This window comes from Amycolatopsis sp. NPDC049691, assembly GCF_040675005.1.
Classification (GTDB): domain Bacteria; phylum Actinomycetota; class Actinomycetes; order Mycobacteriales; family Pseudonocardiaceae; genus Amycolatopsis.
In genome coordinates, this window is sequence record NZ_JBFANX010000002.1 from 140711 (window position 1) to 166143 (window position 25433).

Annotated in this window: 27 protein-coding genes; 14 read left to right on the forward strand and 13 right to left on the reverse strand. The window is 71.3% G+C overall.

The window, feature by feature from the left end; all coding sequences use genetic code 11:
• The first annotated feature begins 12 nt into the window (after nt 1-12).
• Together AB0J40_RS04885 and AB0J40_RS04890 are read left to right on the forward strand one after the other, a co-directional pair.
• Entirely contained in the window at nt 13-576 is a 564-nt protein-coding gene (locus AB0J40_RS04885) for an aerial mycelium formation protein (protein ID WP_364447699.1), read from the forward strand.
• Nucleotides 573-1505: an asparaginase gene (locus AB0J40_RS04890; RefSeq protein WP_364447702.1), complete on the forward strand. Its 933-nt coding sequence runs from the start codon at nt 573-575 to the stop codon at nt 1503-1505. Before AB0J40_RS04885 ends, AB0J40_RS04890 begins: the two co-directional genes overlap by 4 nt.
• 44 nt (nt 1506-1549) lie before the next feature.
• On the opposite strand, the gene AB0J40_RS04895 is transcribed toward AB0J40_RS04890, so the two are convergent.
• Nucleotides 1550-2446: a hypothetical protein gene (locus AB0J40_RS04895; protein WP_364447705.1), complete on the reverse strand. Its 897-nt coding sequence runs from the start codon at nt 2444-2446 to the stop codon at nt 1550-1552.
• 207 nt (nt 2447-2653) lie between these two features.
• On the opposite strand from AB0J40_RS04895, the gene AB0J40_RS04900 reads away from it, so the two are divergent.
• Nucleotides 2654-2845, forward strand: a complete 192-nt coding sequence (locus AB0J40_RS04900) for a DUF3073 domain-containing protein (protein ID WP_364447707.1) — start codon at nt 2654-2656, stop codon at nt 2843-2845.
• 111 nt (nt 2846-2956) lie between these two features.
• Nucleotides 2957-3811: a 3-hydroxybutyryl-CoA dehydrogenase gene (locus tag AB0J40_RS04905; protein ID WP_364447710.1), complete on the forward strand. Its 855-nt coding sequence runs from the start codon at nt 2957-2959 to the stop codon at nt 3809-3811.
• Here AB0J40_RS04905 and AB0J40_RS04910 read toward each other — a convergent pair.
• The 4 genes from AB0J40_RS04910 to AB0J40_RS04925 form a co-directional block, all read right to left on the reverse strand.
• A complete protein-coding gene (locus AB0J40_RS04910) occupies nt 3802-4620 on the reverse strand; it encodes an ECF transporter S component (RefSeq protein ID WP_364447713.1) in 819 nt (272 codons plus the stop codon). The two genes, AB0J40_RS04905 and AB0J40_RS04910, sit on opposite strands and share 10 nt — an antisense overlap.
• 331 nt (nt 4621-4951) lie before the next feature.
• The gene (locus tag AB0J40_RS04915; protein WP_364447717.1) at nt 4952-6550 is read right to left on the reverse strand and encodes an ATP-binding cassette domain-containing protein; all 1599 of its coding nucleotides are present in this window, start codon (nt 6548-6550) and stop codon (nt 4952-4954) included.
• Nucleotides 6547-7608 (reverse strand): energy-coupling factor transporter transmembrane component T, encoded by a 1062-nt coding sequence (locus AB0J40_RS04920; RefSeq protein WP_364447719.1) that lies wholly within the window; start codon nt 7606-7608, stop codon nt 6547-6549. The genes AB0J40_RS04915 and AB0J40_RS04920 overlap by 4 nt, the downstream gene beginning before the upstream one ends.
• Nucleotides 7598-8233 (reverse strand): hypothetical protein, encoded by a 636-nt coding sequence (locus AB0J40_RS04925; protein WP_364447722.1) that lies wholly within the window; start codon nt 8231-8233, stop codon nt 7598-7600. The genes AB0J40_RS04920 and AB0J40_RS04925 overlap by 11 nt, the downstream gene beginning before the upstream one ends.
• A 66-nt stretch (nt 8234-8299) precedes the next feature.
• On the opposite strand from AB0J40_RS04925, the gene AB0J40_RS04930 reads away from it, so the two are divergent.
• The 3 genes from AB0J40_RS04930 to AB0J40_RS04940 all read left to right on the forward strand — a co-directional run bounded on the left by AB0J40_RS04930 (nt 8300) and on the right by AB0J40_RS04940 (nt 11027).
• On the forward strand, nt 8300-9205 hold the full coding sequence (locus tag AB0J40_RS04930; protein ID WP_364447725.1) for a Gfo/Idh/MocA family oxidoreductase: 906 nt from the start codon (nt 8300-8302) through the stop codon (nt 9203-9205).
• Nucleotides 9206-9445: 240 nt separating this feature from the next.
• Entirely contained in the window at nt 9446-10099 is a 654-nt protein-coding gene (locus AB0J40_RS04935) for a VanZ family protein (protein ID WP_364447727.1), read from the forward strand.
• Between the two features lie 175 nt (nt 10100-10274).
• Nucleotides 10275-11027: a GNAT family N-acetyltransferase gene (locus AB0J40_RS04940; protein WP_364447729.1), complete on the forward strand. Its 753-nt coding sequence runs from the start codon at nt 10275-10277 to the stop codon at nt 11025-11027.
• Here the strand turns inward: AB0J40_RS04940 and arfB are convergent.
• The 6 genes from arfB to AB0J40_RS04970 all read right to left on the reverse strand — a co-directional run bounded on the left by arfB (nt 11024) and on the right by AB0J40_RS04970 (nt 15884).
• On the reverse strand, nt 11024-11455 hold the full coding sequence (arfB, locus tag AB0J40_RS04945; RefSeq protein ID WP_364447732.1) for an alternative ribosome rescue aminoacyl-tRNA hydrolase ArfB: 432 nt from the start codon (nt 11453-11455) through the stop codon (nt 11024-11026). The genes AB0J40_RS04940 and arfB overlap by 4 nt on opposite strands.
• A gap of 2 nt (nt 11456-11457) precedes the next feature.
• Nucleotides 11458-12528 carry a phosphoribosylformylglycinamidine cyclo-ligase gene (purM, locus tag AB0J40_RS04950; protein ID WP_364447735.1) on the reverse strand — a complete coding sequence of 357 codons (1071 nt, stop codon included), beginning with the start codon at nt 12526-12528 and terminating at the stop codon, nt 11458-11460.
• A gap of 28 nt (nt 12529-12556) precedes the next feature.
• Nucleotides 12557-14092 (reverse strand): amidophosphoribosyltransferase, encoded by a 1536-nt coding sequence (gene purF, locus AB0J40_RS04955; protein WP_364447738.1) that lies wholly within the window; start codon nt 14090-14092, stop codon nt 12557-12559.
• 117 nt (nt 14093-14209) lie between these two features.
• Nucleotides 14210-14512, reverse strand: coding sequence for a hypothetical protein (locus AB0J40_RS04960; RefSeq protein WP_364447741.1), 303 nt, complete (start codon nt 14510-14512; stop codon nt 14210-14212).
• A complete protein-coding gene (locus tag AB0J40_RS04965; protein ID WP_364447743.1) occupies nt 14499-14738 on the reverse strand; it encodes a DUF397 domain-containing protein in 240 nt (79 codons plus the stop codon). The genes AB0J40_RS04960 and AB0J40_RS04965 overlap by 14 nt, the downstream gene beginning before the upstream one ends.
• 267 nt (nt 14739-15005) lie before the next feature.
• Entirely contained in the window at nt 15006-15884 is an 879-nt protein-coding gene (locus tag AB0J40_RS04970; RefSeq protein WP_364447745.1) for a helix-turn-helix transcriptional regulator, read from the reverse strand.
• A 200-nt stretch (nt 15885-16084) separates the two neighbouring features.
• Between AB0J40_RS04970 and AB0J40_RS04975 the strand changes: the two genes are divergently transcribed.
• On the forward strand, nt 16085-16882 hold the full coding sequence (locus AB0J40_RS04975) for an SAM-dependent methyltransferase (protein WP_364447748.1): 798 nt from the start codon (nt 16085-16087) through the stop codon (nt 16880-16882).
• Nucleotides 16883-16895: 13 nt separating this feature from the next.
• Here AB0J40_RS04975 and AB0J40_RS04980 read toward each other — a convergent pair whose 3' ends face one another.
• Nucleotides 16896-17276, reverse strand: coding sequence for a sterol carrier family protein (locus tag AB0J40_RS04980; protein ID WP_364447750.1), 381 nt, complete (start codon nt 17274-17276; stop codon nt 16896-16898).
• Between the two features lie 61 nt (nt 17277-17337).
• Here AB0J40_RS04980 and AB0J40_RS04985 point away from each other — a divergent pair, with 61 nt between their 5' ends.
• From AB0J40_RS04985 to AB0J40_RS05010, 6 genes are all read left to right on the forward strand, one after another.
• The gene (locus AB0J40_RS04985; RefSeq protein WP_364447753.1) at nt 17338-18036 is read left to right on the forward strand and encodes a type VII secretion system-associated protein; all 699 of its coding nucleotides are present in this window, start codon (nt 17338-17340) and stop codon (nt 18034-18036) included.
• Between the two features lie 99 nt (nt 18037-18135).
• Entirely contained in the window at nt 18136-18933 is a 798-nt protein-coding gene (locus AB0J40_RS04990; RefSeq protein ID WP_364447755.1) for a lysozyme, read from the forward strand.
• A 191-nt stretch (nt 18934-19124) separates the two neighbouring features.
• Nucleotides 19125-19994 carry a lysozyme gene (locus tag AB0J40_RS04995; RefSeq protein WP_364447758.1) on the forward strand — a complete coding sequence of 290 codons (870 nt, stop codon included), beginning with the start codon at nt 19125-19127 and terminating at the stop codon, nt 19992-19994.
• A 172-nt stretch (nt 19995-20166) separates the two neighbouring features.
• Complete coding sequence (locus AB0J40_RS05000; RefSeq protein ID WP_364447761.1) at nt 20167-21090, forward strand: hypothetical protein; 924 nt, start codon at nt 20167-20169, stop codon at nt 21088-21090.
• Between the two features lie 4 nt (nt 21091-21094).
• Nucleotides 21095-22198 carry a hypothetical protein gene (locus tag AB0J40_RS05005; RefSeq protein WP_364447764.1) on the forward strand — a complete coding sequence of 368 codons (1104 nt, stop codon included), beginning with the start codon at nt 21095-21097 and terminating at the stop codon, nt 22196-22198.
• Nucleotides 22195-22983 (forward strand): pentapeptide repeat-containing protein, encoded by a 789-nt coding sequence (locus AB0J40_RS05010; RefSeq protein WP_364447767.1) that lies wholly within the window; start codon nt 22195-22197, stop codon nt 22981-22983. The genes AB0J40_RS05005 and AB0J40_RS05010 overlap by 4 nt, the downstream gene beginning before the upstream one ends.
• Before the next feature lie 71 nt (nt 22984-23054).
• Here AB0J40_RS05010 and purL read toward each other — a convergent pair whose 3' ends face one another.
• Nucleotides 23055-25337, reverse strand: a complete 2283-nt coding sequence (purL, locus tag AB0J40_RS05015; protein WP_364448687.1) for a phosphoribosylformylglycinamidine synthase subunit PurL — start codon at nt 25335-25337, stop codon at nt 23055-23057.
• Between the last annotated feature and the right edge of the window lie 96 nt (nt 25338-25433).

Genomic DNA, 25433 nt, shown 5'->3' on the forward strand with positions numbered 1-25433 from the left:
ATAAACTGCGCTGTGATCGAAGTGCGGCCCGGCGGCAGGCGGCGGATCGACCGCGTGCTCGGCCCGGGGTACCTCAGCGGCCTGGGCGAACTGCCGCTGAAGGTGCTGCGCGAGCGGCGCGACGAAGCCGCGCAGGAAGAGACGGACCTGTCCTACCTGCGCCGGCTCCTGCACGCCCGGATCGACATCGTCCGCGCCGAGCAGGCCCGCCGCAGCTCCGGCGGCGAGTCGAGCATCGTCGACCAGCTGGCCACGATCCTCGCCGACAACGCGCTGGGCCCGGCCGCGGGCTCCGGACGGCACCAGCAGCTCGAGCCCTCCCGCGCCGGTGAGCACCGGCGGCACGCCGAAGCCCTGATCGGCGACACCGACCTGACCGACGTCGAGTCACTGACGGACGAGAAGCTCGCCTCCGCTTTGGACACCTACGCCAGCGAAGAGCTGTCGGTTTCGTCCTTCCGCCGCGAGGTCCAGGGCGTGATGGACGCGCTCAACGCGGAGATCGCGAAGCGCTACCAGCAGGGTTCGGCCACTGTGGACGAGCTGCTGGAGAGCGAAGGCGGGCACGGCGAGTGACGAACCCCGTCCTCGCGGAAGTCGTCCGGTCCGGTTTCGTGGAAAGCGTCCACCGCGGCGCGCTCGTGGTCACCGGCCCGGAAGGCGACGCGCGCCTGGCCCTCGGTGACGTGACGTCGCCGGTCTACCCGCGCTCGTCGAACAAGCCGCTGCAGGCCGTCGGCATGCTGCGGTCCGGACTCGACTTCACCGGCGAGGAGCTGGCCCTGGCGTGCGCGTCGCACTCCGGCGAGCCGGGGCACGTCAAGCGGGTGCTCGAGCTGCTCGGCGCGGCCGGGCTGCGCGAAGACGACCTGGCCTGCCCGCCCGACTTCCCGCTGCACGTCCCGAGCATGCGCGACGCCGCCGAGCCGCGGCGCGTGATGATGAACTGCTCGGGCAAGCACACGGCGATGCTGACGACCTGCGTCCGCGCCGGCTGGCCGACGTCCGGCTACGAGTCCCCGGACCACCCGCTGCAGCAGGCGCTCGCGGCGACGGTGGCGGAGCTGACGGGCGAGCCGATCGCCCACACGGGCGTCGACGGCTGCGGCGCGCCGCTCTTCGCGTTCTCCCTGACGGGGCTGGCCCGCGCGTTCGGCCGGGTCGCGTCGGCTCCGGCGGGTCCGCTGTCCGAGGTCGCTTCGGCCATGCGCGCACACCCGTGGCTGGTGGCGGGGACGGGCCGCGAGGACACCGAGCTGATGTCCGCCGTGGACGGTCTGGTCGCCAAGGGCGGCGCGGAGGGCGTCCACGCGTTCGCGCTCCCGGACGGGTTCGCGGTGGCGATGAAGATCGACGACGGCAACAAGCGGGCGTGCGCGCCCCTGGCGGTCGAGGCGCTGCGGTACCTGGGCGCGGACGTCTCGGGGCTCGGCGAGCTGGCCCGCGGCTCGGTGCTCGGTGGCGGGCGCCCGGTCGGCGAGGTGCGGGTGCCCGAGCTGCGCTGAGCAGCCCCCGTTTTCCACGCTACCGGTGGGGGCCGACAGTTCCGCTAGTTCGAGCGTTCCTTCGCCGCCAGGTCGCCCCAGAACTCGCGCAGGTCGGAGAACAGTTCGGCCAGCTCCTCGACGTTGCCCGAGCGCAGCGCGTCCAGGATGTCGTGGACCTCGTCCGCGGTGTTGTCGGACTCCAGGACCGGGTCCGCGAACAGCTGGACCAGCCCGCCGTAGTCGAGCTCGACCACCGAGTCCGCGTGGAAGTTGTCCAGCCACCGCCGCGTCTCGTACAGCACGCGCCCGGGTCCGGAGTCGCCGAACGTGTGCTCCAGCAGCTCGCCCGCCTCGCGCGCCCGGTGCTGCGCGTCGGCGAGGGTGGTCCGCCAGGAGAGCTCGCGCTTCGGGTCGTCGCGGCCGCTGCCGAGCACCAGCCGGCGCTCGTCCGGGTCGACCAGCACGAACCACGGCAGCGGCACGGTCCACGTCGTCGACAGCGTGTGCGCCGCCGTCGTGGTCAGGTCCGCCATCGCCGACTTCGTCCGCGCGCGGATCGTCTCCTGGGTGAAGCCACCCTCGTCCAGGACGACGTTCTTCAGCGCCGGGTGCGCGTCCCCGATGAACGTGACCAGCGCCGCGGCCGAGCGGGCCCGCAGCTCCAGCGGGCAGACGAACGGTCCCTGCCCGGCCCGGCCGTCCGGGACGTCCTCGGGCGCGAGCACCAGGACGTCGGTCAGCAGGCTCGGCGCGGGACGCCCGTCGGCGAGCTCCGCGGGCAGCAGCCGCCGCGGCGCCGCGACCTGTGACTTGAGCCACATGGCCTGTTCGCGGGCTCCCGCGTCCGTCCGCCGCAGCTTGGCCGCCGCGACGGCCGCACGCAGCCGTTCGTCCGGCGGCTCGCCCAGGGCGAGCAGGGGTTCGTACACCCGCAAGTAGGCCGCGAAGGGACGGAGCACGAGTAGATCGTGGCACGCCTACCTGCGCCGATCGCCACCGACCGGCCGGTAACCGGTGTCCGGCGGACACTGTCACCACCGGCACACCGTGCCACGTCGCATCCAACCCCCCGGACACGGTACGGTGTGAGCAGGAAAGAATTGTCGAGACGATGCGGGGCCGCCGATTCCCCCGGCCGCCCCGCCCCTGTGCGAGGGGGTCGAGCCATGGGGCGCGGCCGGGCTAAGGCCAAGCAGACGAAGGTGGCGCGTGAGCTCAAGTACAGCTCGCACGAGACCGACTTCGATGCTTTGCAGCGCGAGCTGTCCAGTAACTCCTCGAATGATCATCACCACGAGGAGTCCGACAGCCAGTATCAAGACCCGTACGACGACGGGTACGACGAGTACCGTCGTTGAGCACGCGTAACCGCGCGAGGGCGTAGCCGGGCACCACCCGGCGACCGCCCTCGCGCGCTGCGTGCTGCCCACAAAGCAGCCGGGTCGGCGAAGCGGACAAGGAGTGAGCCGGTGGTAAGTCGGGTTGGAGTCGTCGGGGCGGGCCTCATGGGGTCCGGCATCGCCGAGGTGCACGCCCGGTCCGGGTTGGACGTCGTGGTCACCGAGGTGAACCAGCCGGCGCTCGACGCGGGCAAGGCCCGCATCGAGAAGTCGCTGCAGCGCGGCGTCAAGAACGGCAAGCTCTCCCCGGAAGACGCCGACGCGGCACTGGGCAGGCTCCGCTTCACCACGGACATCGCCGAGTTCGCCGACCGCGAACTGGTCATCGAGGCGATCCTCGAGCAGGAGCAGGCGAAGGTCGACGTCTTCCGCCAGCTGGACAAGATCGTCGAGGCGGAGGACGCGCTGTTCGCGTCCAACACGTCGTCGATCCCGATCATGAAGCTGGGCATGGCGACGAGCCGGCCGCAGCAGGTGGTCGGCATCCACTTCTTCAACCCGGTGCCGGTGCTGCCGTTGGTGGAGCTGGTGCCCTCGCTGCTGACGAGCGAGGAGACGGCCCGCCGCGCGGAGGACCACGCGACGACGGCACTGGGCAAGACGGTCATCCGGTCCCAGGACCGCGCCGGCTTCATCGTGAACTCGCTGCTGGTGCCGTACCTGCTGTCGGCGATCCGCATGATCGAGTCGGGCTTCGCCTCGGCGGAGGACATCGACCGCGGCATGGAGCTGGGCACCGCGCACCCGATGGGCCCGCTGCGCCTGTCCGACCTGATCGGGCTGGACACGATCAAGGCCATCGCGGACTCGATGTACGCGGAGTTCAAGGAGCCGCTGTACTCGTCGCCGCCGCTGCTGCTGCGCATGGTGGACGCGGGCCTGCTGGGCAAGAAGACCGGCCGGGGTTTCTACTCCTACAGCTGATCGAACTGCACGGGCGCGTCGAAGGCGGCCCGCCGGGCGGCCCGCCGCAGTACGGCGAGAACGGCCGGCCCGAGCAACACGATCGCGACGGCGTTGGTGATCGCACGGCCGGTGTCCCAGCCGAGCGTCGACGTGAGGACCGTGAACGCCGCGAACCGCCGCAGGTTGTCGGTCAGTGGTGCGCCGGGCACGAACCCGAGCTGGGTGCTGGTGCCGGCGAGGAACGGCCACGACCACAGGCTCATCAGCAGCCCGAAGAAGTAGGCCGCGAAGACGCCGTACGCGACGAGCATGCCGATTTCGGCCTTGCCGCGAGGTTTGCGCGGAAGCAGCCCGGCCCCGAGCCCGATGAGCGACGACGCGAGCATCTGGAACGGCAGCCACGGCCCGACGCCGGCGGTGAGCAAGGCGCTGGTGAACAGCGACGTCGAGCCCAGCACGAACCCGAAGCCGGGCCCGAACACGCGCCCGGCGAGGACGAGCAGGAAGAAGACCAGCTCGATCCCGCCGGTGCCCGCGCCGAGGGGGCGCAGGCCGGCGTTGACGGCCGAGAGCACGCCGAGCAGGGCGAGCGCTTTGGCGTCGATGCCACCGCGGGACAGCTCGGCCAGGACGACCAGGATCAGCACCGGCAGGGTCGCCATGAAGACGAACGGGGCGTCCGCGGTGTGCGCGGCCGCGGTCGGTGCCGGGTGGGCGAAGAGGGGCCAGCAGAACATGGCCAGCCCGAGGACGGTCGCGATGCCGAGGACCAGCGCGGGCCGCAGGGTGACGCGGACCGCGCGTGGTGGACTGAGGAAGTCGGTCATGTCAGGCCCACCGAGGACGCGCGCGGACCGCGGGGGAGGTCACCGACGCACCGCCTGTCGAGCCGTCGCCGGCCGCAGGGCGCGCCGAGGCGCTGAACAGCAGGCGGTGCCGGCACACGCCGCGGGACCGCGCCGCGGCGCCGGGCGACCGGCCTTGCCGGCGCCCTCCGGCCCACCGAACCGGCAAGACACTGCCAGGCGCGCAACGCCGGCAAACCACCGGCCACGCCGGGGGCTTGGCGCGACCTCCGAGAGGCCGTGGCATGGTGCTGACCAGGGCCCCCCGCCCCCACCCCGCCCCTCCGCCTCCTCCGTCCCCATGCCGGCGTCCTCATGCCAGCGCCTCGGCTACCTCGTCCACCGTCAACCACTGCTCCGGCGCCAGGATCTTCGCCACCTGCGGCGCGAACGCCGGGGAGGCGACGACCACCTCCCTCGTCGGGCCGTCGGCGACCACCTCGCCCTCGGCCAGCACCACCACGCGGCTCGCCACCGTGGCCACGAACTCGACGTCGTGGGTGGCCAGCACTACCGCGTGGCCCTGCGAGGCCAGCTCTCGCAGGGCCGACGCGAAGCGCCGTTTCGCGTGGTAGTCGAGACCGCGCGTGGGCTCGTCCAAGAGCACGACCGGCGGGGCCGCCGCCAGCTGGACCGCCAGCACCAGCGCCAGTCGCTGCCCTTCGGACAGGTCGCCGGGGTGCGCTTCACCGGCGATCCCGGGGGCGAGCCGGTCCAGCAGGGCCCGGGCCGTACCCGCCGGTACCTCGGATTCCGCGTCGGCCTGTGCGCACTCGGCGTCTACCGAATCGAGGTACAGCAGGTCGGCCGGGGTCTGCGGGACCAGCCCCACGCGCTGACGGGCCGCTCGTGGCTTGAGCAATGCCGGGTCCGCTCCGCCGACGTCGACCTTCCCCGCCGACCTCGGCCCGCTGCCCTGCACCGCCCAGAGAAGCGACGACTTGCCGGAGCCGTTGCGTCCCATCAGCGCGACTACTTCCCCCTGCCCGACGCGCAGGTCCACCCCACGCACCGCCAGGACATCGCCGTAGCGGACCACCACCTCTCTCACGTCCAGTGCCGAACCGGTCACCGAGAGAGTACGACCCACCACCGACAATTTCTGCAGCCGCGATCGCAGCGGCCCCGCGACCCGCCGGGCGTCCCGGACCGACAACGGCAGCGGTGACCAGCCGGCCAGCCGTCCCAGCTCGGCGATCGGCGGGGCGATGGCCGACGTCGCCAGGATCTCCGCGGGCGGGCCCGAGCGCACCGAACCGTCGCCCGGCAGGTACAGCAGGCGGTCCGCGTACTGCGCCACCCGCTCCATCCGGTGCTCCGCGACGACCACCGTCGTGCCGAGGTCGTGCACCAGCCGCGTGATCGCCGCCAGGACGTCCTCGGCCGCCGTCGGGTCGAGCGCCGACGTCGGCTCGTCCAGCACGACCACCGACGGGTGCGCCGTCAGCACCGAGCCGATCGCGACGCGCTGCTGCTGCCCGCCCGACAAAGTCCGAAGTGGACGGCTGCGCAACTCCGCGATGCCCAGCAGGTCAAGGGTTTCCTCGACGCGCTTGCGCATGACGTCCGGCGGTACCGCCAGCTGCTCCATCGCGTACGCAAGTTCTTCCTCGACGGTGTCCGTGACGAACCCGGCGAGCGGGTCCTGCCCGACGACCCCGACGACCGAAGCCAGCTCACGCGGTGGGAACAGGGCCGTGTCGCGCCCGTCCACCAGGACCCGGCCGGCCAGCCGGCCGCCGGTGAAGTGCGGGACGAGCCCGTTGATCGCGCCGAGGAACGTCGACTTGCCGGCCCCGGTCGGCCCCGCGACCAGGCACAGCTCACCCTCCTCGACCTGCAGGGACACGTCCGAGAGCACCGGGCGCGGCGCGTCCGGGTAGGTCACCGTGACCCGCGAGAACTCGATCACCGGACGACCCCCGGCGAAGGCGGCGCGACGAAGGCGGGCAGCGCCGCGACGAGCAGGGAAACCACGTGCACCAGGGAAACCTCCGGCCACCGCAACGGGCTCAACGACGGGTACAGGTTCGCCGGATCGATTCGCGCCGAAACGAACAGCAGGACGCACGACCCGACCCCGGCGAGCGCGACCGCCGTCTCCGGCCACCGCCACGGATCCGGCCGGTACGCCGTCCGCCGGACGCGCCGGCCGCCGACGACGAACCCCACGACCGCCACCGCCAGGCCCAGGACCAGCAGCGGCACACCGGGCCACGAGGACGTCCCGTCGAGCACGCCGTAGACGCCGACGCAGACGCCGACCAGCCCGGAGAGGACGCAGGCGGCGATCAGCACCCGGACGCCCGGGCTCAGGTAGGCCCGGCGCCCGTAGCCCCGGGAGTCCATCGCGGCCGCCAGCCGCAGCGCCCGGTCCATCGCGTCCTCCAGCACCGGCACCACGATGCCCTTGACCGCCCGCAGCCCGCGAGTCCGGCCCGCCCGCAGCCGCCGCGCCCGCCGGACGCGCTGGACGCTCTCGACGAGCTGCGGCGCGACCGTCAGGGCGACCGTGACCGCCGTGCCCACCTCGTACAACGCTCCCGGCACCGCCTTGAGCAGGCGTTTCGGGTTGGCGAGCGCGTTCGCGGCGCCGACGCAGACGACCATCGTCGCCAGGCGCAGGCCGTCGTAGAAGCCGCCGAGCAGCGCCTCCGCCGACGTCGGCCCGAGCAGGGACAACCCGGCCGTCAGCGGGATCCGCGGCAGCGCGAGCAGCACGTGCCCGCCGTCTTCGCCGCCGACGAGGATCCGGAACAGCACGCGCGAGGCGACGATCAGCGCGCCGACGTACGCGTAGAGCCGGAACGCCAGCGCCCAGGGCGCGGCACTGCGCCGGTTCGCGACGACGAACCCCGCGACGGCGATGATCAGGCCGAGCAGCAGCGGGTTCGTCGTCCGGCTGGCGGCGACGGCCAGCGAGAGCGCCCACACCCACCAGGCGCCGGGGTGCAGCGCCCTACTGCGCACGCCGGCGACGGGCCACGACGATCCCGGCCCCGGCGACCACCACGATCACGACGGCTCCGATGACCAGGCCCCACGGGAACGAACCGCCCTGCTCGGCGGGAGCGGGCGCCGGAGCGGGGGTGGCCGCCTGCCGCACGGGCGCCACCTTGGGGGGTGCCGGCAGGTCGTTCGCCGACTTCGGCCGCGCGAACGCCCAGCCCTCGAAGCCGCCGGCCACCGGCTTCGAAGTCTGCGCACCCTCCTGGCTCGACTCCCAGGTCCCGCCCGCCGCGGCGTGCCAGTAGCTCCAGTACGCCGTGGCCGACGGCATGCCCGCGCACGACTCGACGTCGGGTCCCGGCTTGCCGTCGATCCGGCAGGCGACGGCCAGGCCGTACTTCTGCGAGCCGGCGACGTCGATCCCGGCCTCCTGCAGGGCCGCGATGCCGTTCGCGGGCGTGCCGGGGGCGCAGCGGACCAGCGGCTGCGGGCCCAGGTCGCCGAAGTCGACGACCACCGTCACGCCGCCGCCCTCCGGGCACGTCCCCGCCGTGCCCGTCGCCGAGGCGGGCGCGGCGCCCGCGAAGGAGGCGCCCAGCAGCAGGGCGCAGACGGCGGACAAGCGGGCGAAACGTGCGGCGATCATGCAAGAACCATAGCCAGCCGCGGACGCGGTTCCGGCGCGACGAGGGACACACCTAGACTTCGGGCCGTGGGACAGCTCATCGCGGACGGACAGCTGCGCGTCGGCCTGATCGGCGCCGGCCCGTGGGCGACGACGATCCACGCGCCCGGACTGGCGGATCACCCCGGTACGGCGCTGACCGCGGTCTGGGCCCGGCGGCCCGAGGCCGCGCAAGCGCTTGCTGAGACGCACTGCGCGACGACCGCCGGCAGCGTCGAGGAGCTGTTCGAGCAGGTGGACGCGGTCGCGTTCGCCGTTCCGCCGTCGATCCAGGCCGAGCTGGCCGTGCGCGCCGCCGAAGCCGGGAAGCACCTGATCCTGGAGAAGCCGATCGCCGCCGATCTCGCCGGGGCGCAGCGGCTGGCCGACGCCGTCGCGGCCGCGGACGTCGCCGCGCTCGTCGTGCTGACCCTGCGGTACTCCGCGCAGACCCAGGAGTGGCTCGCCGGCCTCGCCCAGGCGGGCGGCTGGGCCGGCGGGGGCGCGCGCTGGCTGTCCGGCGCGCTGCTCGGCGGCCAGTACGCCGCCTCGGAATGGCGCCAGGACGACGGCGGCGCGCTGTTCGACATCGGCCCGCACGCGCTCGACATGCTGGACGCCGCGCTCGGCCCGATCACCGAGGTCGTCGCCGCCCGGCGGAGCCCCGGCGACCTCTGGCACCTGATGCTCGCCCACGAAGCCGGCGTGATCAGCACCGCGACGCTTTCGCTGCGCCTGCCGGTGCAGCCGACGGTGGTCGAAGTCGCCGTCTGGGGCGAGCACGGGTACCGGACGCTCGGCCGCAAACCGGGCTCGGCGCAGGAGTCCTACACCGCGCTGCTGGACGACTTCGCCGCGATGATCGCGAGCGGCACCACCACCCACCCGTGCGACGTCCGGCGCGGCCTGCACCTCCAGAACCTGCTCGAACAGGCCCGCGCGCTCGCCGAGTAGTACACAGGCCCGGCGCGCGGTTTTTCGTTGTGAAGTAAGGCTTCTTCCTCAACTCCCCGAATTCATCCACAGGGTTGTCCACAATCTCCACTGTGGACAGTGCGGCCCCCTGACCGAACCACGGGAAGACAAACACCGCCACCGGAAAGATCACCGAATAGTGCGGTGCCCTCGGACTGCCGAGTTGATCTTGCGGTGCGAAGGTGAATCCGAACGGAGGGGTTCCAAGAGAGGACGCGCATGGAAGCGCTGCTTCGTGCCTTCTGGGGGATGATTCCGATTTCGGCGATCGCACTGCCGTACGCGCTGCTGGGGTGGCCGTTGCTCGCGGCCCGGCGGCGACGGAGACTGCCGGCCCGCTTCGCGACCGCGACGGCCGGCGTCGACTGCGCCGCCGCGCTCCTGGCGTTCCTGGTGTTGTGCCTGGTCGTCATGCCGGTCGGCGGCTCCTCCGAGAGCACGCTCGACCTCGTCCCGGGCTCCGACATCACCGCGGCCTTCGCCGACGACGGTTCACTCTGGCAGGTGACCGGCAACGTCCTGCTGCTGTGCCCGCTGGGCGCGTTGCTGCCGTTGCGGATCCGCCGTCTGCGCACGCTCCTGCGCGTCGCGCTGGCCGCGCTGCTGGCGTCCGTGCTGGTGGAAGGCACGCAATATCTGATCCACTGCGGCCGGGTCACCTCGGCCGACGACGTCCTGCTCAACACCACCGGCGCGACACTCGGCGCCGCGCTGAGCCGCCGTGGGTGGCGCGCGCTGGAACCGCCGCCGCCACCGGTGGCCGTCCCGGCGCAACGGCGCCGGATCTGCGAGTCGCCGACGCTCCGGCTGCGGGTGCCGCGCTCGGTCTGGGACACCCGCTACGCGGCGATCGCGCACCCGGAGCGCCAGTAATCCGGTTGCGGGCCGTGCCAGGATGGCCCCGAGGACAGTTCCCTTCGAGTCAAGGAATGACCGCCTATGCCTGGCGCCGCCCCCGGCGTCGGCCCCCGCTAGGCCCGACGCCCGGCGATCCGCCCGCGAGCCCGCACCGGGCCGCGGTTCCTTGACGTGCTTTCGAAAGGTTCACATGTCCGCCATCCAGGCATATGTCCGCACGACGGCGCCACGCGGCCGGGACACCGAGCGGGTCGGCCCCTTCCTGGCCACCTACTCGCCGGGCACGCCGCACCCGATGCTCAACTACGCGATCCCGGACGACGGCGCACGGCCGACGCCGGCCGAGATCGACGCCCTGACCGAGGCGTACCGCCGGCGGGACCTGCTCCCGCGGCTGGAGTACTTCACCGACGTCGCCCCGGAGCTGGAGAAACTGCTGGTCGGCGCGGGGTACGGCCTCGAACGCCGGGTGCCGCTGATGACCTGCACCCCGGAGAGCCGGATCGACCGGCCGGCGCCGGCGGGGATCCGGCTGCGCGCACCGGAGTCCGACGAAGACATCCGGCGCATGCGAGTAGCGCAGAACACCGCGTACGGCGAGGCACCGGAGGTCGGCGCCGAAGAGGTCGAACGCCTCAAGGCCGGCCTGCGGGCCGGGGTCCGGCACGCGCTGGCCGAAGACAGCTCCACCGGCGCCGTGGTCGGCGGCGGGCTCGCGCTCGAGGTGGTCGACGGGACCACCGAGATCGCCGGGATCGGGGTGCTCGAGACCCACCGCGGACGCGGGATCGCCGCGGCGCTCACCGCCCGGCTCACCCGCGAAGTCCACGAGGCCGGCGCCCACACGGCGTTCCTCACCCCCGGTGACCTGGGGATCGGGAACGTCTACGCCCGCGTCGGCTACCGGCCGGCGGGCGAGTGCGTGCACCTGTCGCTGGCCTAGTCGTCGAAGCGGCCGGAGCGGCCTCGTTTCACGTCGCTGCGGCGCTTCTTCGACGCCAGGCGGCGCTCCTTCGAACCGCGGGACGGTTTCGTGGGGCGCCGCTTGGCGGGCGGCGGCGCCGACGCGTCGAGCAGGAGGTTCGCGAGCCGGCCGCGCGCCGCCTCGCGATTCTGCAGCTGCGAGCGGTGTTCGCTGGCCGCGATCGTCAGGACGCCGTCGACGAGCCGGTTTTCGAGCGCGGCCAGCACGCGGTCACGCAGGTGCTCCGGGATCGACGGCGACCCGGCGACGTCGAACGACAGCTCGACGCGCGAGTCCGTCGTGTTGACGCCTTGACCACCGGGGCCGGACGACCGCGAGAAGCGTTCGCCGAGCTCGGCTTCCGGGATGACGAAGCGGGAGCCGACGACGACGTCCCCGGTGGCCACGCTCAGAACCGCGGGTGGTCGCCCGAGAGCACCGCGCGCGGGCCGTCGACGTCACCGGCCGGCTGGACGTCGCCCAGGATCCACGCCGGGACGTGCCGCGCGGTCAGCATGGCCAGCGCCCGGTCGACGTCCTCGGCGCCGACGATCGCGACCATGCCGACGCCCATGTTGAACGTCTTCTCCAGCTCGGCCCGCTCGACCTTGCCGCGCTGGCCGATCAGGGCGAACACCGGCGCCGGCGTCCAGGTGCCGCGCTCGAGCCGGGCGACCAGGCCGCGCGGCATGACGCGAGCCAGGTTGGCCTCCAGGCCACCGCCGGTGATGTGCGCGAACGTCCGGACCTCGGTCTCGGCGGCGAGCGCCAGGCAGTCCTTCGCGTAGATCCGCGTCGGCTCCAGCAGCTCCTCGCCGAGGGTGCGGCCGAACTCCTCGACGTGCCCGTCGAGGGGCATCCGCGCGATGTCCAGCAGCACGTGCCGGGCCAGGGAATAGCCGTTGGAGTGCAGGCCGGACGAGCCGAGCGCGAGCACGACGTCGCCCGGGCGGACCTTCTCCGGCGAGAGCAGCTGGGACGCCTCGACGACGCCGACGCCGGTGGCCGACATGTCGTAGTCGTGCTCGCCCATCAGGCCCGGGTGCTCGGCGGTCTCGCCGCCCAGCAGCGCGCAGCCGGCCTGGACGCAGCCCTCGGCGATGCCGCCGACCAGCGCGGCGATCTTCTCCGGGTGCACCTTGCCGACGGCGATGTAGTCCTGCAGGAACAGCGGCTCGGCGCCGGTCACGACGAGGTCGTCGACGACCATGGCGACCAGGTCGATGCCGACCGTGTCGTGCTTGTCGAGCGCCTGCGCGACCGCGATCTTGGTGCCGACGCCGTCGGTCGACGACGCGAGCACCGGCTCCTTCCACTTGTCGAGCTTCAGGGAGAAGAGCCCGGCGAAGCCGCCGACGCCACCCAGGACCTCGGGCCGCGTGGCCCGCTCGGCGTGCGGCTTGAGCAGCTCGACGGCTTGGTCGCCGGCGTCGATGCTGACCCCGGCGGCGGCGTACGTGGCGCTCGTGGACTCGCTCACGGTGGACGGACTCCCTACTGGAAGGAACTCAGGGACGCCGGACGGCGTCTTCGGCACCGTACCCGGCGGGGCTGACCGGGAGCGAAGACACTGTCGCGCCATCCTTTGAACTGAGGCTTTCGAGCAGGTGCTTCCCGATCAGCGCGTCCTCCGGCAGCGGGATCGGGTACTCGCCGGAGAAGCACGCCGTGCACAGCCGCGACTTCGGCTGTTCCGCGGCCGCGACCAGGCCGTCCAGGGAAATGTAACCCAGGGAGTCGGCTCCGATCGAGCGCCGGATGCCGTCGAGGTCGACGCCGTTCGCGACCAGCTCGGCCCGCGAGGCGAAGTCGATGCCGTAGAAGCACGGCCAGCGCACGGGCGGTGACGCGATCCGGACGTGCACCTCGAGCGCGCCGGCTTCGCGCAGCATCCGGACCAGCGCGCGCTGGGTGTTGCCGCGGACGATCGAGTCGTCCACCACGACCAGGCGCTTGCCGCGGATGACGTCCCGCAGCGGGTTCAGCTTGAGCCGGATGCCGAGCTGGCGGATGGTCTGCGACGGCTGGATGAACGTGCGCCCGACGTAGGCGTTCTTCACCAGGCCGGTGCCGTAGGGGATGCCCGAGCCCTGCGCGTAGCCGATCGCGGCGGGCGTCCCGGACTCCGGCACCGGCATGACGAGGTCGGCTTCGACCGGCTGCTCGGCGGCGAGCCTGCGGCCGATTTCGACGCGGGTGGCGTGCACGCCGCGGCCGGCGATCGTGGTGTCGGGGCGGGCGAGGTAGACGTACTCGAAGACGCAGCCCTTGGGGTCCGGGTTCGCGAAGCGCGAGGAGCGCAGGCCCTCGGCGTCGATCGCGATGAGCTCGCCCGGCTCGACCTCGCGGACGAACGACGCGCCGACGATGTCGAGGCCGGCCGTCTCGCTGGAGACGACCCAGCCGCGCTCGAGCCGGCCGAGCACCAAGGGGTGCACGCCGTGCGGGTCACGCGCCGCGTAGAGCGTGTTCTCGTCGGAGAACACCAGGCAGAAGGCGCCCTTCAGGGTGGGCAGCAGGTCCATCGCGGCGGCTTCGATGCCCTTGTCGGCGGCGTTCGCGGCGAGCAGCCCGCAGATCAGGTCGGAGTCGCTGGACGAGCCGGTCAGGCCCGCGTGCGGCTTGAGCCCGGCCTCGATGGTGCGTTCGCGCAGCTCGGCCGTGTTGACGAGGTTGCCGTTGTGGGCGAAGGAAAGCCCGCTGCCGGTCTCGGTGGTGCGGAAGATCGGCTGGGCGTTCTCCCAGATGGTCGCGCCGGTGGTCGAGTACCGGCAGTGCCCGACGGCGATGTGGCCCTGCAGCGACTGCAGGATCTGCTCGTCGAACACCTGGCTGACCAGGCCGAGGTCCTTGAAGACCACGATCTGCGAGCCGTCGGAGACGGAGATGCCGGCGGCCTCCTGGCCCCGGTGCTGCAGGGCGTAGAGGCCGTAGTAGGTCAGCTTCGCGACTTCTTCCCCGGGAGCCCAGACGCCGAAGACGCCACACTCCTCACGGGGTTCCGGTTCGGGCTGGTCGGACACGAGCTGCGGGTCGGAAACCACCGAGGAGCTCCTGGGAAGACGTGGTCAGGCCAGCTTCAGTGTAGACGGTGCGGACATGAGTCAGGCCCCGCCCGACGTGGTACTGACCACTTCGGACAGGGCCTGAAGTCTTCGTCCCTAGCAAGCATCCGGCAGCGAGAGGATCTCCGTGAGCACTTGCGCGCCTTCCCCGCGGCGGCGCCACAACCAGCGCTCCGGCTCGAAGATGTTCTCCTCGGTGCCGGGCATCCGGGTCGCCACGACGTCGTCTTCGGCGTTGAGCCGGACCACGTCCACCACGTCGTCGTGCACCCGCACGCCGACGACGGCGACGACCTCGCCGCGCTCGTCGGCGGGGTGGACGAACTGGTAGCCGCGGGCGACCAGCTCCTGCAGTCCGGTCTCGATGTCGAAGACGGCGACGGCCTCAGCCGAGGACATCGTCGAATTCACCGTCCTTGGCACCGGCCAGGAAGGCCGCCATCTCCGCGCGCGTGTAGACGAGCGCCGGACCGGCCGGGAAGCGCGAGTTGCGCATCGCGATCTCACCGCTGGACAGCGGCGCGACCTCGACGCAGTTGCCGACGGCACCGCTGTAGCTGGCCTTCCGCCACTCGGCACCGGACAACCGGTCGGCCGGGATGCCGTTCTCGAATCGCTCTGCCATGGTCCCACCTCTCGATGTGGAAAAGCTTCGAGGGCGTTGCATCTGCATGTGCATTTGCCCGCGTATCGGAGGCTAGCACGTGTGCCTGCAGCGGTAAATGCACGTGCAGAATTTCTTGCAAAGTTCTCGGACGGTAAAGAATCACCAGGTCATGGTTAACCTATCGGGTGACAGATAGCGGCACGAACGGGTTAGCTGCTACTGGGGGTTACCGCTCAGTGGGCACACGTCCGCGCCGCCAGGGTGGTTCACCGGTTGGGGCGACGCCTAGATTTCCGCGCGCCGCTTGGCGAGCAGGGCGCGGCTGCGCTCCGGCGTCTCCGCGTCGACCGCCAGCATGTCCAGCGCTCGGCTGTACTTCTCGATCTCTTCGCGCTTTTCGATGTAGTGCGCGCCGGTCAGGTACTCGACGTACGCGATGTTCGGCAGTTCCGGCTCGCCGAACCGCAGCAGCGAAAACGCGTGCTCCGCCGACAACCCGCTGCGCGAATACGGCAGGACCTGCACCGACACGTGCGGCAGCGCGCTCATCTCCAGCAGGTACTCGATCTGCTGCTTGAGCACTTTCACGCCGCCGATCGGGCGGTACAGCACCGACTCGTCGAGCACCATCCACACCCGGGGCGCGTCCGGCCTGCTGAACATCTTCTGCCGGCGCATTCGCAGCGCGACCAGCTGGTCCACGCGCTCGTCGGCCATCTCCGGGCGGCCGTGGCTGAAGATCGCCCGCGCGTACGGCTCGATCTGGAGCAGGCCCGAGACGTACAGCGGCTCCCAGATCTGGATCCGGGCGGCGGCTTCTTCGAGGCCGACGAGGTCGGTGAACCAGTTCGGCATCGTGTCGCCGAAGCGGCGCCACCAGCCGGGCTCGTTCGACTGCTTGACCATGTCGAGGAACGTCTGGCGCTCGGTCGGGTCCTCGACGCCGTACATCGTGAGCAGGTCGGTGACGTCGCATTCCTTGAAGCCGACCCGGCCCAGCTCGAGGCGGCTGATCTTGGACTCGGACCCGCGGATGTTGTAACCGGCCTGCTGACGGGTGATGCCGGCCTCTTCACGGAGCCGGCGGAGCTGCGAGCCCAGGATCATCCGGCGCGCCGTGGGGCCGATGTTCTGTTCACCTGCGGACGCGTTCACCGCGTTCATTCCCGGACCTTCCGCGCTCACGTCACCAGGGGGTTCTAGCCCGACTACCGAAAGTACACGTTGGGCCGTCCTGCGCAAAGAGGTGACCCGGTTTACCGCATGCGTGTGGAGTCCTACTCTACGTAGAGTACGAGACTTTCGACACAGAACTTGCGAGGTTCAAGATGCCCGACGCCGCGACCCGGACCGAACGAGTTCCCGTGGGGGTCGACCCGACCCGAGCGAGCATCGCGCGCGTGTACGACGCCTTCCTGCTCGGGAAGGACAACTACGAGATCGACCGGGAGGTCCTGCACAAGGTGCAGCAGGCCGCGCCGGAGGCCCAGGACCTCGCGTTCGAGAACCGGGGCTTCCTCATCCGCGTGTGCCGCTTCCTCGCGAGCCAGACCGGCATCACCCAGTACCTCGACCTCGGCTCCGGCCTGCCGACGGCGGAGAACACCCACCAGGTCGTGCAGCGGATCCACCCCGAGGCCACGGTCGTCTACGTCGACAACGACCCCGTGGTCCTCGCCCACGGCCGCGCGCTGCTGGAGGAGAACGAGCACACGCACTTCGTCGCCGAGGACATCTTCGAGCCGCAGCGCATCCTCGAGAACGAGGTCATCCGCGAGCACATCGACTTCACCCAGCCGCTCGTGCTGCTGCAGATGGGCACGCTGCACCACTTCAAGGGCGACCACGACCGGCCGAAGGAGATCATGAAGGAGTACGTCGACGCGCTGCCGTCCGGCTCCTTCGTCGGGATCAGCCATTTCTTCGACCCCGAGAACGAGGACTCCGCGACCGCGCGCCGCATGGAGGACTTCTTCGTGCACAGCCCGATGGGCTCCGGCACGTTCCGGACGCAGAAGGAGATCGAGGAGCTCTTCCCCGGCCTCGAACTGGTCGACCCGGGCGTGACGCTGTGCGCCGACTGGTGGCCGGACGGCCCGCGGCTCAAGGAGCTCAACGTCGCGCAGCGGACGATCGCCGGCGGCGTCGGCCGCAAGCCGTAGGCACCGGCGTCCGTCAGAGGCGGACGAGCGGCAGCCAGTGGGAAAGGTCGGCCCGGGTGCCCGAAGCGGACACCCGGCCGTCCGCCACCGCCGTGGTCCAGTCCAGCCGGCCGGTGGCCAGTTCGAGCCACGTGCGCGGGTCGGTCTCGATCACGTTCGGCGGGGTGCCGCGGGTGTGCCGCGGGCCCTCCACGCACTGCACCGCCGCGAAGGGCGGCACGCGGACTTCGACCGTGCGGCCCGGCGCGTCGGCCGCGAGCGCGCGCAGGCTGAGCCGGACCGCCGCGGCCAGTTCCGGCCGCGCGGGATCGGGCGCGTCGCCCTGCAGCCATGGGGAAATCGCCAGCACCGCCGCACGTAACTGTCCGGGGTCGACCGAACGCGAAGAGGCCATGGGCAAACAGTAGAGTGGCGCACCAAGACTTTTCAGGGACACCCGAGAACGTGGGGATGAGATGGCGCAGCGGGACGAGGCAGATCGGATGGTTTCGCAGCAGCCCACCGGAAGCGGGGCCGATCGCCCCGGCAAGCACAGCAAGCCCGGCCGCGCCGCGCGCCGCGGTGGGCAGCAGGCCCGGCGCTCGGGCAAGCACGGCACTCCCGAGATCACCGCGGAGATGCGCGCGAACGCCCGCACCAACCCCAACAGCTGGCTCTACGTCATCGACGAGGCCTTCGACCCGAACGGCCCGGTGCCGTCGTGGGCCGTCGTCGGCGCCTACCCGGTGAACGGCGCCGGCGACGTCGTCGCGGACTTCCACCCGAACGACCGCTACCGCCCATCGCCCAAGGCGCTCGGCTTCCCGGAGCCGGCGAACGACCTCGAGCAGCTGCTGCAGCTCGTCCGCACCGAGCACCGGCCGCCGTCGGACCTGCCGAAGGCCGTCCTCGACGCGACGCTGTTCGTCTACGCGATGTCGCCGGTGCAGCGCACGGTGATCGGCTTCCACAACACCGACGGCCGGGTCATGGTGCCCGCCTACACGCGCAAGGCGCTGGTGCCGCGCGAGTGGCCGCACGCGCGGGCGGTGCTCGGCCGCGACATCGTCGGCCTGCTCGGCGGACACCCGGTCGCGATCAACCCGCACGACCTGATCACCGCCGTCGTGCCGGCCGAGCACCTGCTGAAGGCGCTGGCCGACGAACAGCGCTGACCTGCGGGTTTGACCCCATCGAGTGACCACCCGAGTCGCCGATCGCGCGACTCGGGTGCATCGTGAGACTGGAGAAGTCTCACGAGAACGGTGGGGAGCATGAGGGTGAAACGTGCATTGCTTCCCTTCGCCGTCGCCGGTCTGCTCGTCGCCGGTCAGGCGCCGGCGACGGCCGGCGATGTGTACGAAGGCGCCGAAGACCACTACGCCGGTTCGCAGATCGCCAAGGTCGAAGGCGTCGACGCGGCGCCCGGCGTGCTCTACGGCGGCGACGACCAGCAGCTCGGCCACGACGTCAGCGGGCACCAGGGCCCGGTCGACTGGCCCGGCGCGGCGCGGACGGGCGCGAAGTTCGTCTACGTCAAGGCGACCGAGGGCACCGGGTTCGTCAACCCGCAGTTCGCCCAGCAGTACAACGGCTCCTACAACGCGGGCCTGATCCGCGGCGCCTACCACTTCGCGCGGCCGGACATCTCCGACGGCGCGTCGCAGGCACGCTACTTCCTCGCCCACGGCGGCGGCTGGTCGGCCGACGGCCGGACCCTGCCGGGCGCGCTCGACGCGGAGTACAACCCGTACGGCGAAACCTGCTACGGCAAGGACGCGGCCGGCATGGTCGGCTGGATCGCCGACTTCTCCGAGACCTACCGCGCGGCCACCGGGCGCTACCCGACGATCTACACGTCGACGAGCTGGTGGAAGCGCTGCACGGCGAACAACGGCGGCTTCGGCGCCAACCCGCTGTGGATCGCCCGCTACAACACCTTCATCGGCGAGCTGCCCGCCTCCTGGAACATCCACACGATCTGGCAGTTCGCGGACAGCGGCAGCCTGCCCGGCGACCAGAACTGGTTCAACGGCTCGGCGGACCGGCTGCGCGCCCTCGCGCTGGGCTGAACCCCCGGCTCACGAATTATAGGTGTTAACTGGTCACCGATTGACGAGCGTCTTCCCGGGAAAATCACCCACGCGTATACCCAATTTCACGGAACTGAGTGACAAACGCCACTTCGTCACCAACAATCGTGCACGGGCGGCTACCTGCAGTAAGCCGCCCTCAGCGAGGGTATCTGTGAAGGGATTCAACGATGTCCACTTCCCGAAGAGGGCGGCTGTTCGCCGCCCTGGTCGTCCCGGCCACGCTGCTCCTGCTCGGCAGCACGGCCCAGGCGGCGACCTTCTCCCCCGAGGCCGACCCCGTGTCCGCGATCAACGCGGACATCGCGCAGCACAACCACGAACTGGGGTCGCAGATCCGGCGCGTCGAAGGCGATTCCTCGACTCGGGACTCGCAGAAGGCGGCCCAGCAGCCGCAGCCGGCCCAGGCGATCCCCAACCAGGTGCTGGCCACCGTCGCCGGCATGGACGTCGCCAGCTACCAGGGCAACGTCGACTGGGCGAGCTGGTGGAACCAGGGCAAGCGGTTCGTCTGGACCAAGGCCACGGAGAGCACCAGCTACACCAACCCGTATTTCGCGCAGCAGTACAACGGCTCCTACAACCAGGGCTTCATCCGCGGCGCGTACCACTTCGCCACGCCGAACACCTCGAGCGGCGCGGCGCAGGCCCGGTACTTCGTCGCCCACGGCGGCGGCTGGTCCAAGGACGGCAAGACGCTGCCCGGGGCACTGGACATGGAGTACAACCCGTACGGCGCGACCTGCTACGGGCTCAGCAAGGCGGGGATGACGTCGTGGATCCTCGACTTCCACGACACCTACCACTCCCTCACCGGCCGCTACCCGGTGATCTACACGTCGACGAGCTGGTGGAGCAGCTGCGTGAGCGGTGACTTCTCCAGCACGGCCCCGCTGTGGGTCGCGCGGTACGCGTCGTCGGTGGGCACCCTGCCGTACAACTGGGGCTACTACACCGTTTGGCAGTACACCTCGAGCCCGCTCGACCAGGACACCTTCAACGGTGCCTACGACCGGCTCCAGGCACTCGCCAACGGCTGACCCGCACCCCGGCTCCCGGATCGTGACGAGTTCGCGTCGTCGCGCCCGGGAGCCGGTTTCATGCCGTACCGTCCGAGCTTGCAGAATGCTGCTCACCACGTCCTGGGGGAACCAATCGGGCCTTGCGGACGTCGGAAGCGCACGAACACCCAGCGCCCGGAAGGCATGAAAGATGACGTACCCGCCTCAGCCGGGCCAGCCCGGCCAGCCCGACCCGTACGGCCAGCAGCCGCAGTCCGGTGGCTTCCAGCAGCCGTACCCGCAGCAGGGCGGGTGGGACCCCAACCAGCAGCAACAGCCCTACCCGACGCAGCAGTACCCGCAGGGCTTCGACCCGAGCCAGCAGCAGGGCTACCCGTCGGGCGGGTTCCCGGCGAGCCCGCAGCCGCAGTGGGGCGACCCGAACGCCCAGCAGCAGCAGGGCTGGGGTGACCCGAACGCGCAGCAGTCGGCCTGGGCGGACCCGAACGCGCAGCAGTACGGCCAGCAGGCCTGGGACCCGAACCAGGGCGGTCAGATGTCGGGCTGGGAGCAGCCCGGCGGCTACGGCCAGGGCTTCGGCGGGCCGCCGGCGCCGCCGAAGCAGAGCAAGACCGGGATGTGGATCGCCATCGGCGCGACCGTCGTGGTCGTGCTCGCCGCCCTGGGCATCACGGGGTTCGTCGCGCCCGGGTTCTTCCTGTCGAAGGACGACAACACCGTCGCGGCCCCGCCTTCGTCGAGCACGTCGGCCAAGCCGTCGACGCCGAAGTCGACCACGAAGAAGACCCCGACGTCGACCAGCAAGCCGCCGTCGTCGGGTGGTGGCGCGGACGCCAAGGTCGTGCTGCAGGGCTTCATCGACAAGCTGAACGCGGGCGACAACGCGGGCGCGCTCGCGCTGGGCTGCTCGGACTCGAAGGACCTGCTCGACTCGTGGCTCAAGACGTTCCTCAAGCCGCCGCTGCAGCTGACGCTCGGCGAGGTGCCGGACGACGAGTTCCTCGTCGAGGGCCAGGTCACCGGGACGTCCGCGGGCAAGAACGTCAAGGGCACGCTGAGCGCGACGAACTTCGACGACAAGGGTTTCTGCGTCAGCACGATGCTGGTTTCCTGACCAGGTGAAGCTGTGGCGATCACCGCTGGCGTGGACGTTCCTCGCGTCGGTGGTCCTGCTGGCGGGCGTCGGCGGCTGGCTGCTGACCGACCCCGCCACCAGCCGCAGTGAGGCGCTGAAGACGGGCGGACTCGCCGGCGGCGCGATCGTGGCGTTGTACGCGCTGTGGCTGAACGACCGGCGCCGCCGCGTCGAGGAGCGACGTCAGGACATCGAGCGGCGCCGCCACGAGCTGGAGTCGCAGCGCGCGGAGCAGGACCGCGAGCGGGTGGCCGACGAGCGGTTCGCGAAGGCCGTCGAGCTGCTGGGCCACGACGCCGACCAGGTGCGCGTCGGTGCGCTGCACGCGTTGGCGGGGCTGGCCAGGAGCCGACCGGAGTACACGCAGACGGTGCTGGACGTGCTGTGCTCCTACCTCCGGCGGCCGTTCCAGCACCCGCGGTACGAAGACGACGTCGACCGGACGAAGCGCGCCTCCGTGGTCGGGCCGCCGGACGCCGAACGCGAGCTGCAGGTGCGGTTGACCGCGCAGCGGCTGGTGGTCGGGCTGCTGCCGCGCGCGGACGCCGAGAACGCCCCGGAGTACGACCTCGACCTGACCGGCGCGACGCTGGAGTACTTCGATCTCTCCCGCTGCCGGGTCCGCGACCTCTGGCTGCGCTACGCGAGCCTGTTCAGCAGCACGAACCTCAGCGGCGCGGTGTTCACGGGCAAGGCGTACTTCACGGGCGCCGGCACGGGTTCCGGACGGCTGATCGGGATGTTCCGGTGCCGCGGCACGGAGTTCCGCGGCCACGCGTGGTTCAGCGGCACCCGGTTCGCCGAGACCGCCGACTTCACGAACACGACGTTCGCCGGCCCGACGACCTTCAAGGACGCGGTGTTCGCCAACGCCGCGGTGTTCCCCGGCGTCCGGGCCACGGACTCGCTGGACCTGCGGCGCGCCCGGTTCGACGGGCAGACGGATCTGCGGTTCGCGTCGCTGCCTTCGGCGGTTTCGCTGTACAACACGTTGGTACGCGCCGAAAAGGACGTACAACTGCCGGCGGAGTGGACGCTGGAGGAACTGCGCGACGGCGAGTCCCGGATCACCGCGGTGAGCGGGTGAAGCGGGTCTCGCCGCTGCTGGTGGCGTTCGTGCTGAGCGCGGTCGCGTTCGGCGGCGTGCTGGTCTGGCTGCTCGCGGACCGCGCGACCAGCCGCGGCGACGCGCTCAAGACCGCGGGCCTGGCGGGCGGCGCGGTCGCGGCGCTGTTCGGGCTGTGGCTGAACGACCGCCGCCGCCGCGTCGAAGAAGACCGGCACGAACTCGAGCGGACGCGGATTTCCGACGAGCGGTTCGCGAAGTCGGTCGAACTGCTCGGGCACGAGGCCGACCAGGTGCGCGTCGGGGCGGTCCACGCGCTGGGCGGGCTCGCGCGGACCGAGCCTTACACGCAGACAGTGCTCGACGTGTTGTGCGCGTACTTGCGGCGGCCGTTCGATGCCGAGGGGACCGAGGCCGCGCGGGAGTCGGAAGTCCGGCGCACCGCCCAGCGGGTGATCCGGGCGTCGCTGCCGGAGGCCGGGACCGGTCCGGCGTACACGCTCGACCTCTCGGGCGCGCGGCTGGACCGCTTCACCCTCTCAGGCAAGCACGTGGGCCTGCTGGGAGCGCAGGGTGCGACGATCGTCAACGGCGTTTCGTTCGCGGACACGGCGTTCACGGGGTCGGTGTTCCTGACCGGGGCGAGCGTGCACGGGCCCGTCGACTTCACGCGGACGAAGTTCGGGGCGGGGACCGGGTTCCGGGACTTCACCGCGCACGACGAGGTGACTTTTCGCGATGCTTCCTTCGCGCTGGCGCCGGATTTCGGCCAAGCGCGCTTTCCGGCGGGGACCGAACTGCCCTGAGCAGCCCCCGTTTTCCACGCCAGCGGAGGGCACCGACAAGAACCGGTGCCCTCCGGTCACGTGTCCACAGGTCAGTCGAACAGGGCCGGGAGCGTGGACTCCCACGCCGTGCGGAGCTCGTCGAGGGTGAACTCCGTGATGCCCTGCAGTTCCAGCGTTCCCGACTCCGGATCGACCACGCCCGTCTTGCGCCACGGCAGCCCGCGGGCCGTGCACATCTCCGTGAAGCGCAGCTCCTCCGTGCGCGGGACCGCCACCAGGACGCGGCCCGACGACTCGGAGAACAGCTGGACGAACGGGTCCTCGTCCGAGTCAAGGAACACCCGGGCGCCGCACTGTCCGATGAGGACGGTCTCGACCAGTGTCTGGATCAGGCCGCCGTCCGAGAGGTCGTGGGCCGCCGAGATCATGCCGTCGCGGGAGCCCGCCACCAGGATCTCGCCCAGCAGCTTCTCGCGGGCCAGGTCCACCTTCGGCGGCACGCCGCCGAGGTGGCCGTGGAGCTCGCGGGCCCACGCCGAACCGTCCAGCTCGTCGTGCGTTTCGCCCAGCAGCAGCAGGGTTTCGCCCGCCTCCGCGCCGATGCCGGTCGGGATGCGGCGGGTCACGTCGTCGATCACGCCGAGGACGCCGATCACCGGCGTCGGCAGGATCGCCGTGTCACCGGTCTGGTTGAAGAAGCTCACGTTGCCGCCGGTGACCGGGATGCCCAGCTCGACGCAGCCGTCGGCGAGACCGTGCACCGCCTGCTCGAACTGCCACATCACGCCCGGGTCCGTCGGCGCGCCGAAGTTCAGGCAGTCCGACACCGCCACCGGCGTCGCGCCGCCGGTGGCCACGTTGCGGTACGCCTCCGCCAGCGCCAGCTGCGCGCCGCGGTACGGGTCGAGGTAGACGAACTTGCTGTTGCAGTCCGTCGCGACCGAGACGCCGCGGCCGGTCGACTCGTCGATCCGGATCATGCCCGAGTCCGACGGCTGCGCGAGCACGCTGTTCCCGCGCACGTACCGGTCGTACTGCGACGTCACCCATTCCTTCGACGCCTGGTTCGGCGACGAAATCAGGCGCAGGATGTCGGCCCGCAGTTCGTCCGGAGTGGACGGACGCGGCAGCTTGGCCGAGGTGTCCGCGATCAGCGCGTCCTGAGTGGACGGACGCTCGATCGGCCGGTCGTACACCGGGCCCTGGTGGGCGACCGTGTGCGCCGGGACGTCGACGACGACCTCGTCATGCCAGGTGATGACCAGGTGCTCGCCGTCGGTGACCTCGCCGATGTCGGTCGCGATGACGTCCCACTTGCGGCAGACCGCCATGAACGCCTCGACGTTCTCCGGCGAGACGACCGCGCACATGCGCTCCTGCGACTCACTGGAGAGCACCTCGGCGGGCGTCATCCCGTTGGCGCGCAACGGAACGCGGTCGAGGTAGATGTGCATGCCGCCGTCGCCGGCCGCCGCCAGCTCGGACGTCGCGCAGGACAGCCCGGCGCCGCCGAGGTCCTGGATGCCGACGACCAGCTTCTGCGCGAAGAGCTCGAGGCAGCACTCGATGAGCACCTTCTCGGTGAACGGGTCGCCGACCTGGACGCTCGGGAGCTTCTTGCGGCCGGACGCCGACTCGTCACCCGAAAAGGTGTCACTCGCCAGGACGGAAACGCCGCCGATGCCGTCGAGGCCGGTGCGGGCGCCGAACAGGATGATCTTGTTGCCGGTGCCGGACGCGAACGCCAGGTGCAGGTCCTCGACGCGCATCGCGCCGACGCACAGCGCGTTGACCAGCGGGTTGCCCGCGTAGGACGGGTCGAAGACGAGCTCGCCGCCGATGTTCGGCAGGCCGAGGCAGTTGCCGTAGCCGCCGACGCCGGCCACGACACCGGGCAGCACACGCTTGGTGTCGGGGGCGTCGGCCGGGCCGAAGCGCAGGGCGTCGGAGACCGCCAGCGGCCGCGCGCCCATCGCCATGATGTCGCGGACGATGCCGCCGACGCCGGTCGCGGCGCCCTGGTACGGCTCCACATAGGACGGGTGGTTGTGGCTCTCCACCTTGAAGGTGACCGCCCAGCCCTCGCCGATGTCGACGACGCCGGCGTTCTCGCCGATGCCGGCCAGCATCTTGGCCTTCATCTCGTCGGTGGCGGTCTCCCCGAAGTACCGCAGGTGCTTCTTGGAGGACTTGTAGGAGCAGTGCTCGCTCCACATCACCGAGTACATGGCCAGCTCGGCGTCGGTGGGCCGGCGGCCGAGGATCTCCCGGATGCGGGCGTACTCGTCGTCGGCGAGGCCGAGTTCGCGGTAGGGCTGCGTGTGGTCCGGGGTCGCCCCGGCGCGCTCGGTGGTGTCAACGGTGCTGGTCACGGTGTCCGTGTCAGGGTTCGCCACGGCCGCCAGGATACGGGGCGCTCCCGGTGGCTCCGGACGGTGGGCCGCCGAAATCGGGCGGCCGCGGGGTGG

Bases quoted from the DNA above. Each gene is read 5' to 3' on its own strand.
- AB0J40_RS04900 (WP_364447707.1), top strand. From the start codon at position 2,654: ATGGGGCGCGGCCGGGCTAAGGCCAAGCAGACGAAGGTGGCGCGTGAG.
- AB0J40_RS04910 (WP_364447713.1), bottom strand. From the start codon at position 4,620: ATGACCGACTTCCTCAGTCCACCACGCGCGGTCCGCGTCACCCTGCGG.
- AB0J40_RS04925 (WP_364447722.1), bottom strand. From the start codon at position 8,233: ATGATCGCCGCACGTTTCGCCCGCTTGTCCGCCGTCTGCGCCCTGCTG.
- AB0J40_RS04935 (WP_364447727.1), top strand. From the start codon at position 9,446: ATGGAAGCGCTGCTTCGTGCCTTCTGGGGGATGATTCCGATTTCGGCG.
- AB0J40_RS04940 (WP_364447729.1), top strand. From the start codon at position 10,275: ATGTCCGCCATCCAGGCATATGTCCGCACGACGGCGCCACGCGGCCGG.
- AB0J40_RS04960 (WP_364447741.1), bottom strand. From the start codon at position 14,512: ATGTCCTCGGCTGAGGCCGTCGCCGTCTTCGACATCGAGACCGGACTG.
- AB0J40_RS04965 (WP_364447743.1), bottom strand. From the start codon at position 14,738: ATGGCAGAGCGATTCGAGAACGGCATCCCGGCCGACCGGTTGTCCGGT.
- AB0J40_RS04970 (WP_364447745.1), bottom strand. From the start codon at position 15,884: ATGAACGCGGTGAACGCGTCCGCAGGTGAACAGAACATCGGCCCCACG.
- AB0J40_RS04980 (WP_364447750.1), bottom strand. From the start codon at position 17,276: ATGGCCTCTTCGCGTTCGGTCGACCCCGGACAGTTACGTGCGGCGGTG.
- AB0J40_RS04985 (WP_364447753.1), top strand. From the start codon at position 17,338: ATGGCGCAGCGGGACGAGGCAGATCGGATGGTTTCGCAGCAGCCCACC.
- AB0J40_RS04990 (WP_364447755.1), top strand. From the start codon at position 18,136: ATGAGGGTGAAACGTGCATTGCTTCCCTTCGCCGTCGCCGGTCTGCTC.
- AB0J40_RS04995 (WP_364447758.1), top strand. From the start codon at position 19,125: ATGTCCACTTCCCGAAGAGGGCGGCTGTTCGCCGCCCTGGTCGTCCCG.
- AB0J40_RS05000 (WP_364447761.1), top strand. From the start codon at position 20,167: ATGACGTACCCGCCTCAGCCGGGCCAGCCCGGCCAGCCCGACCCGTAC.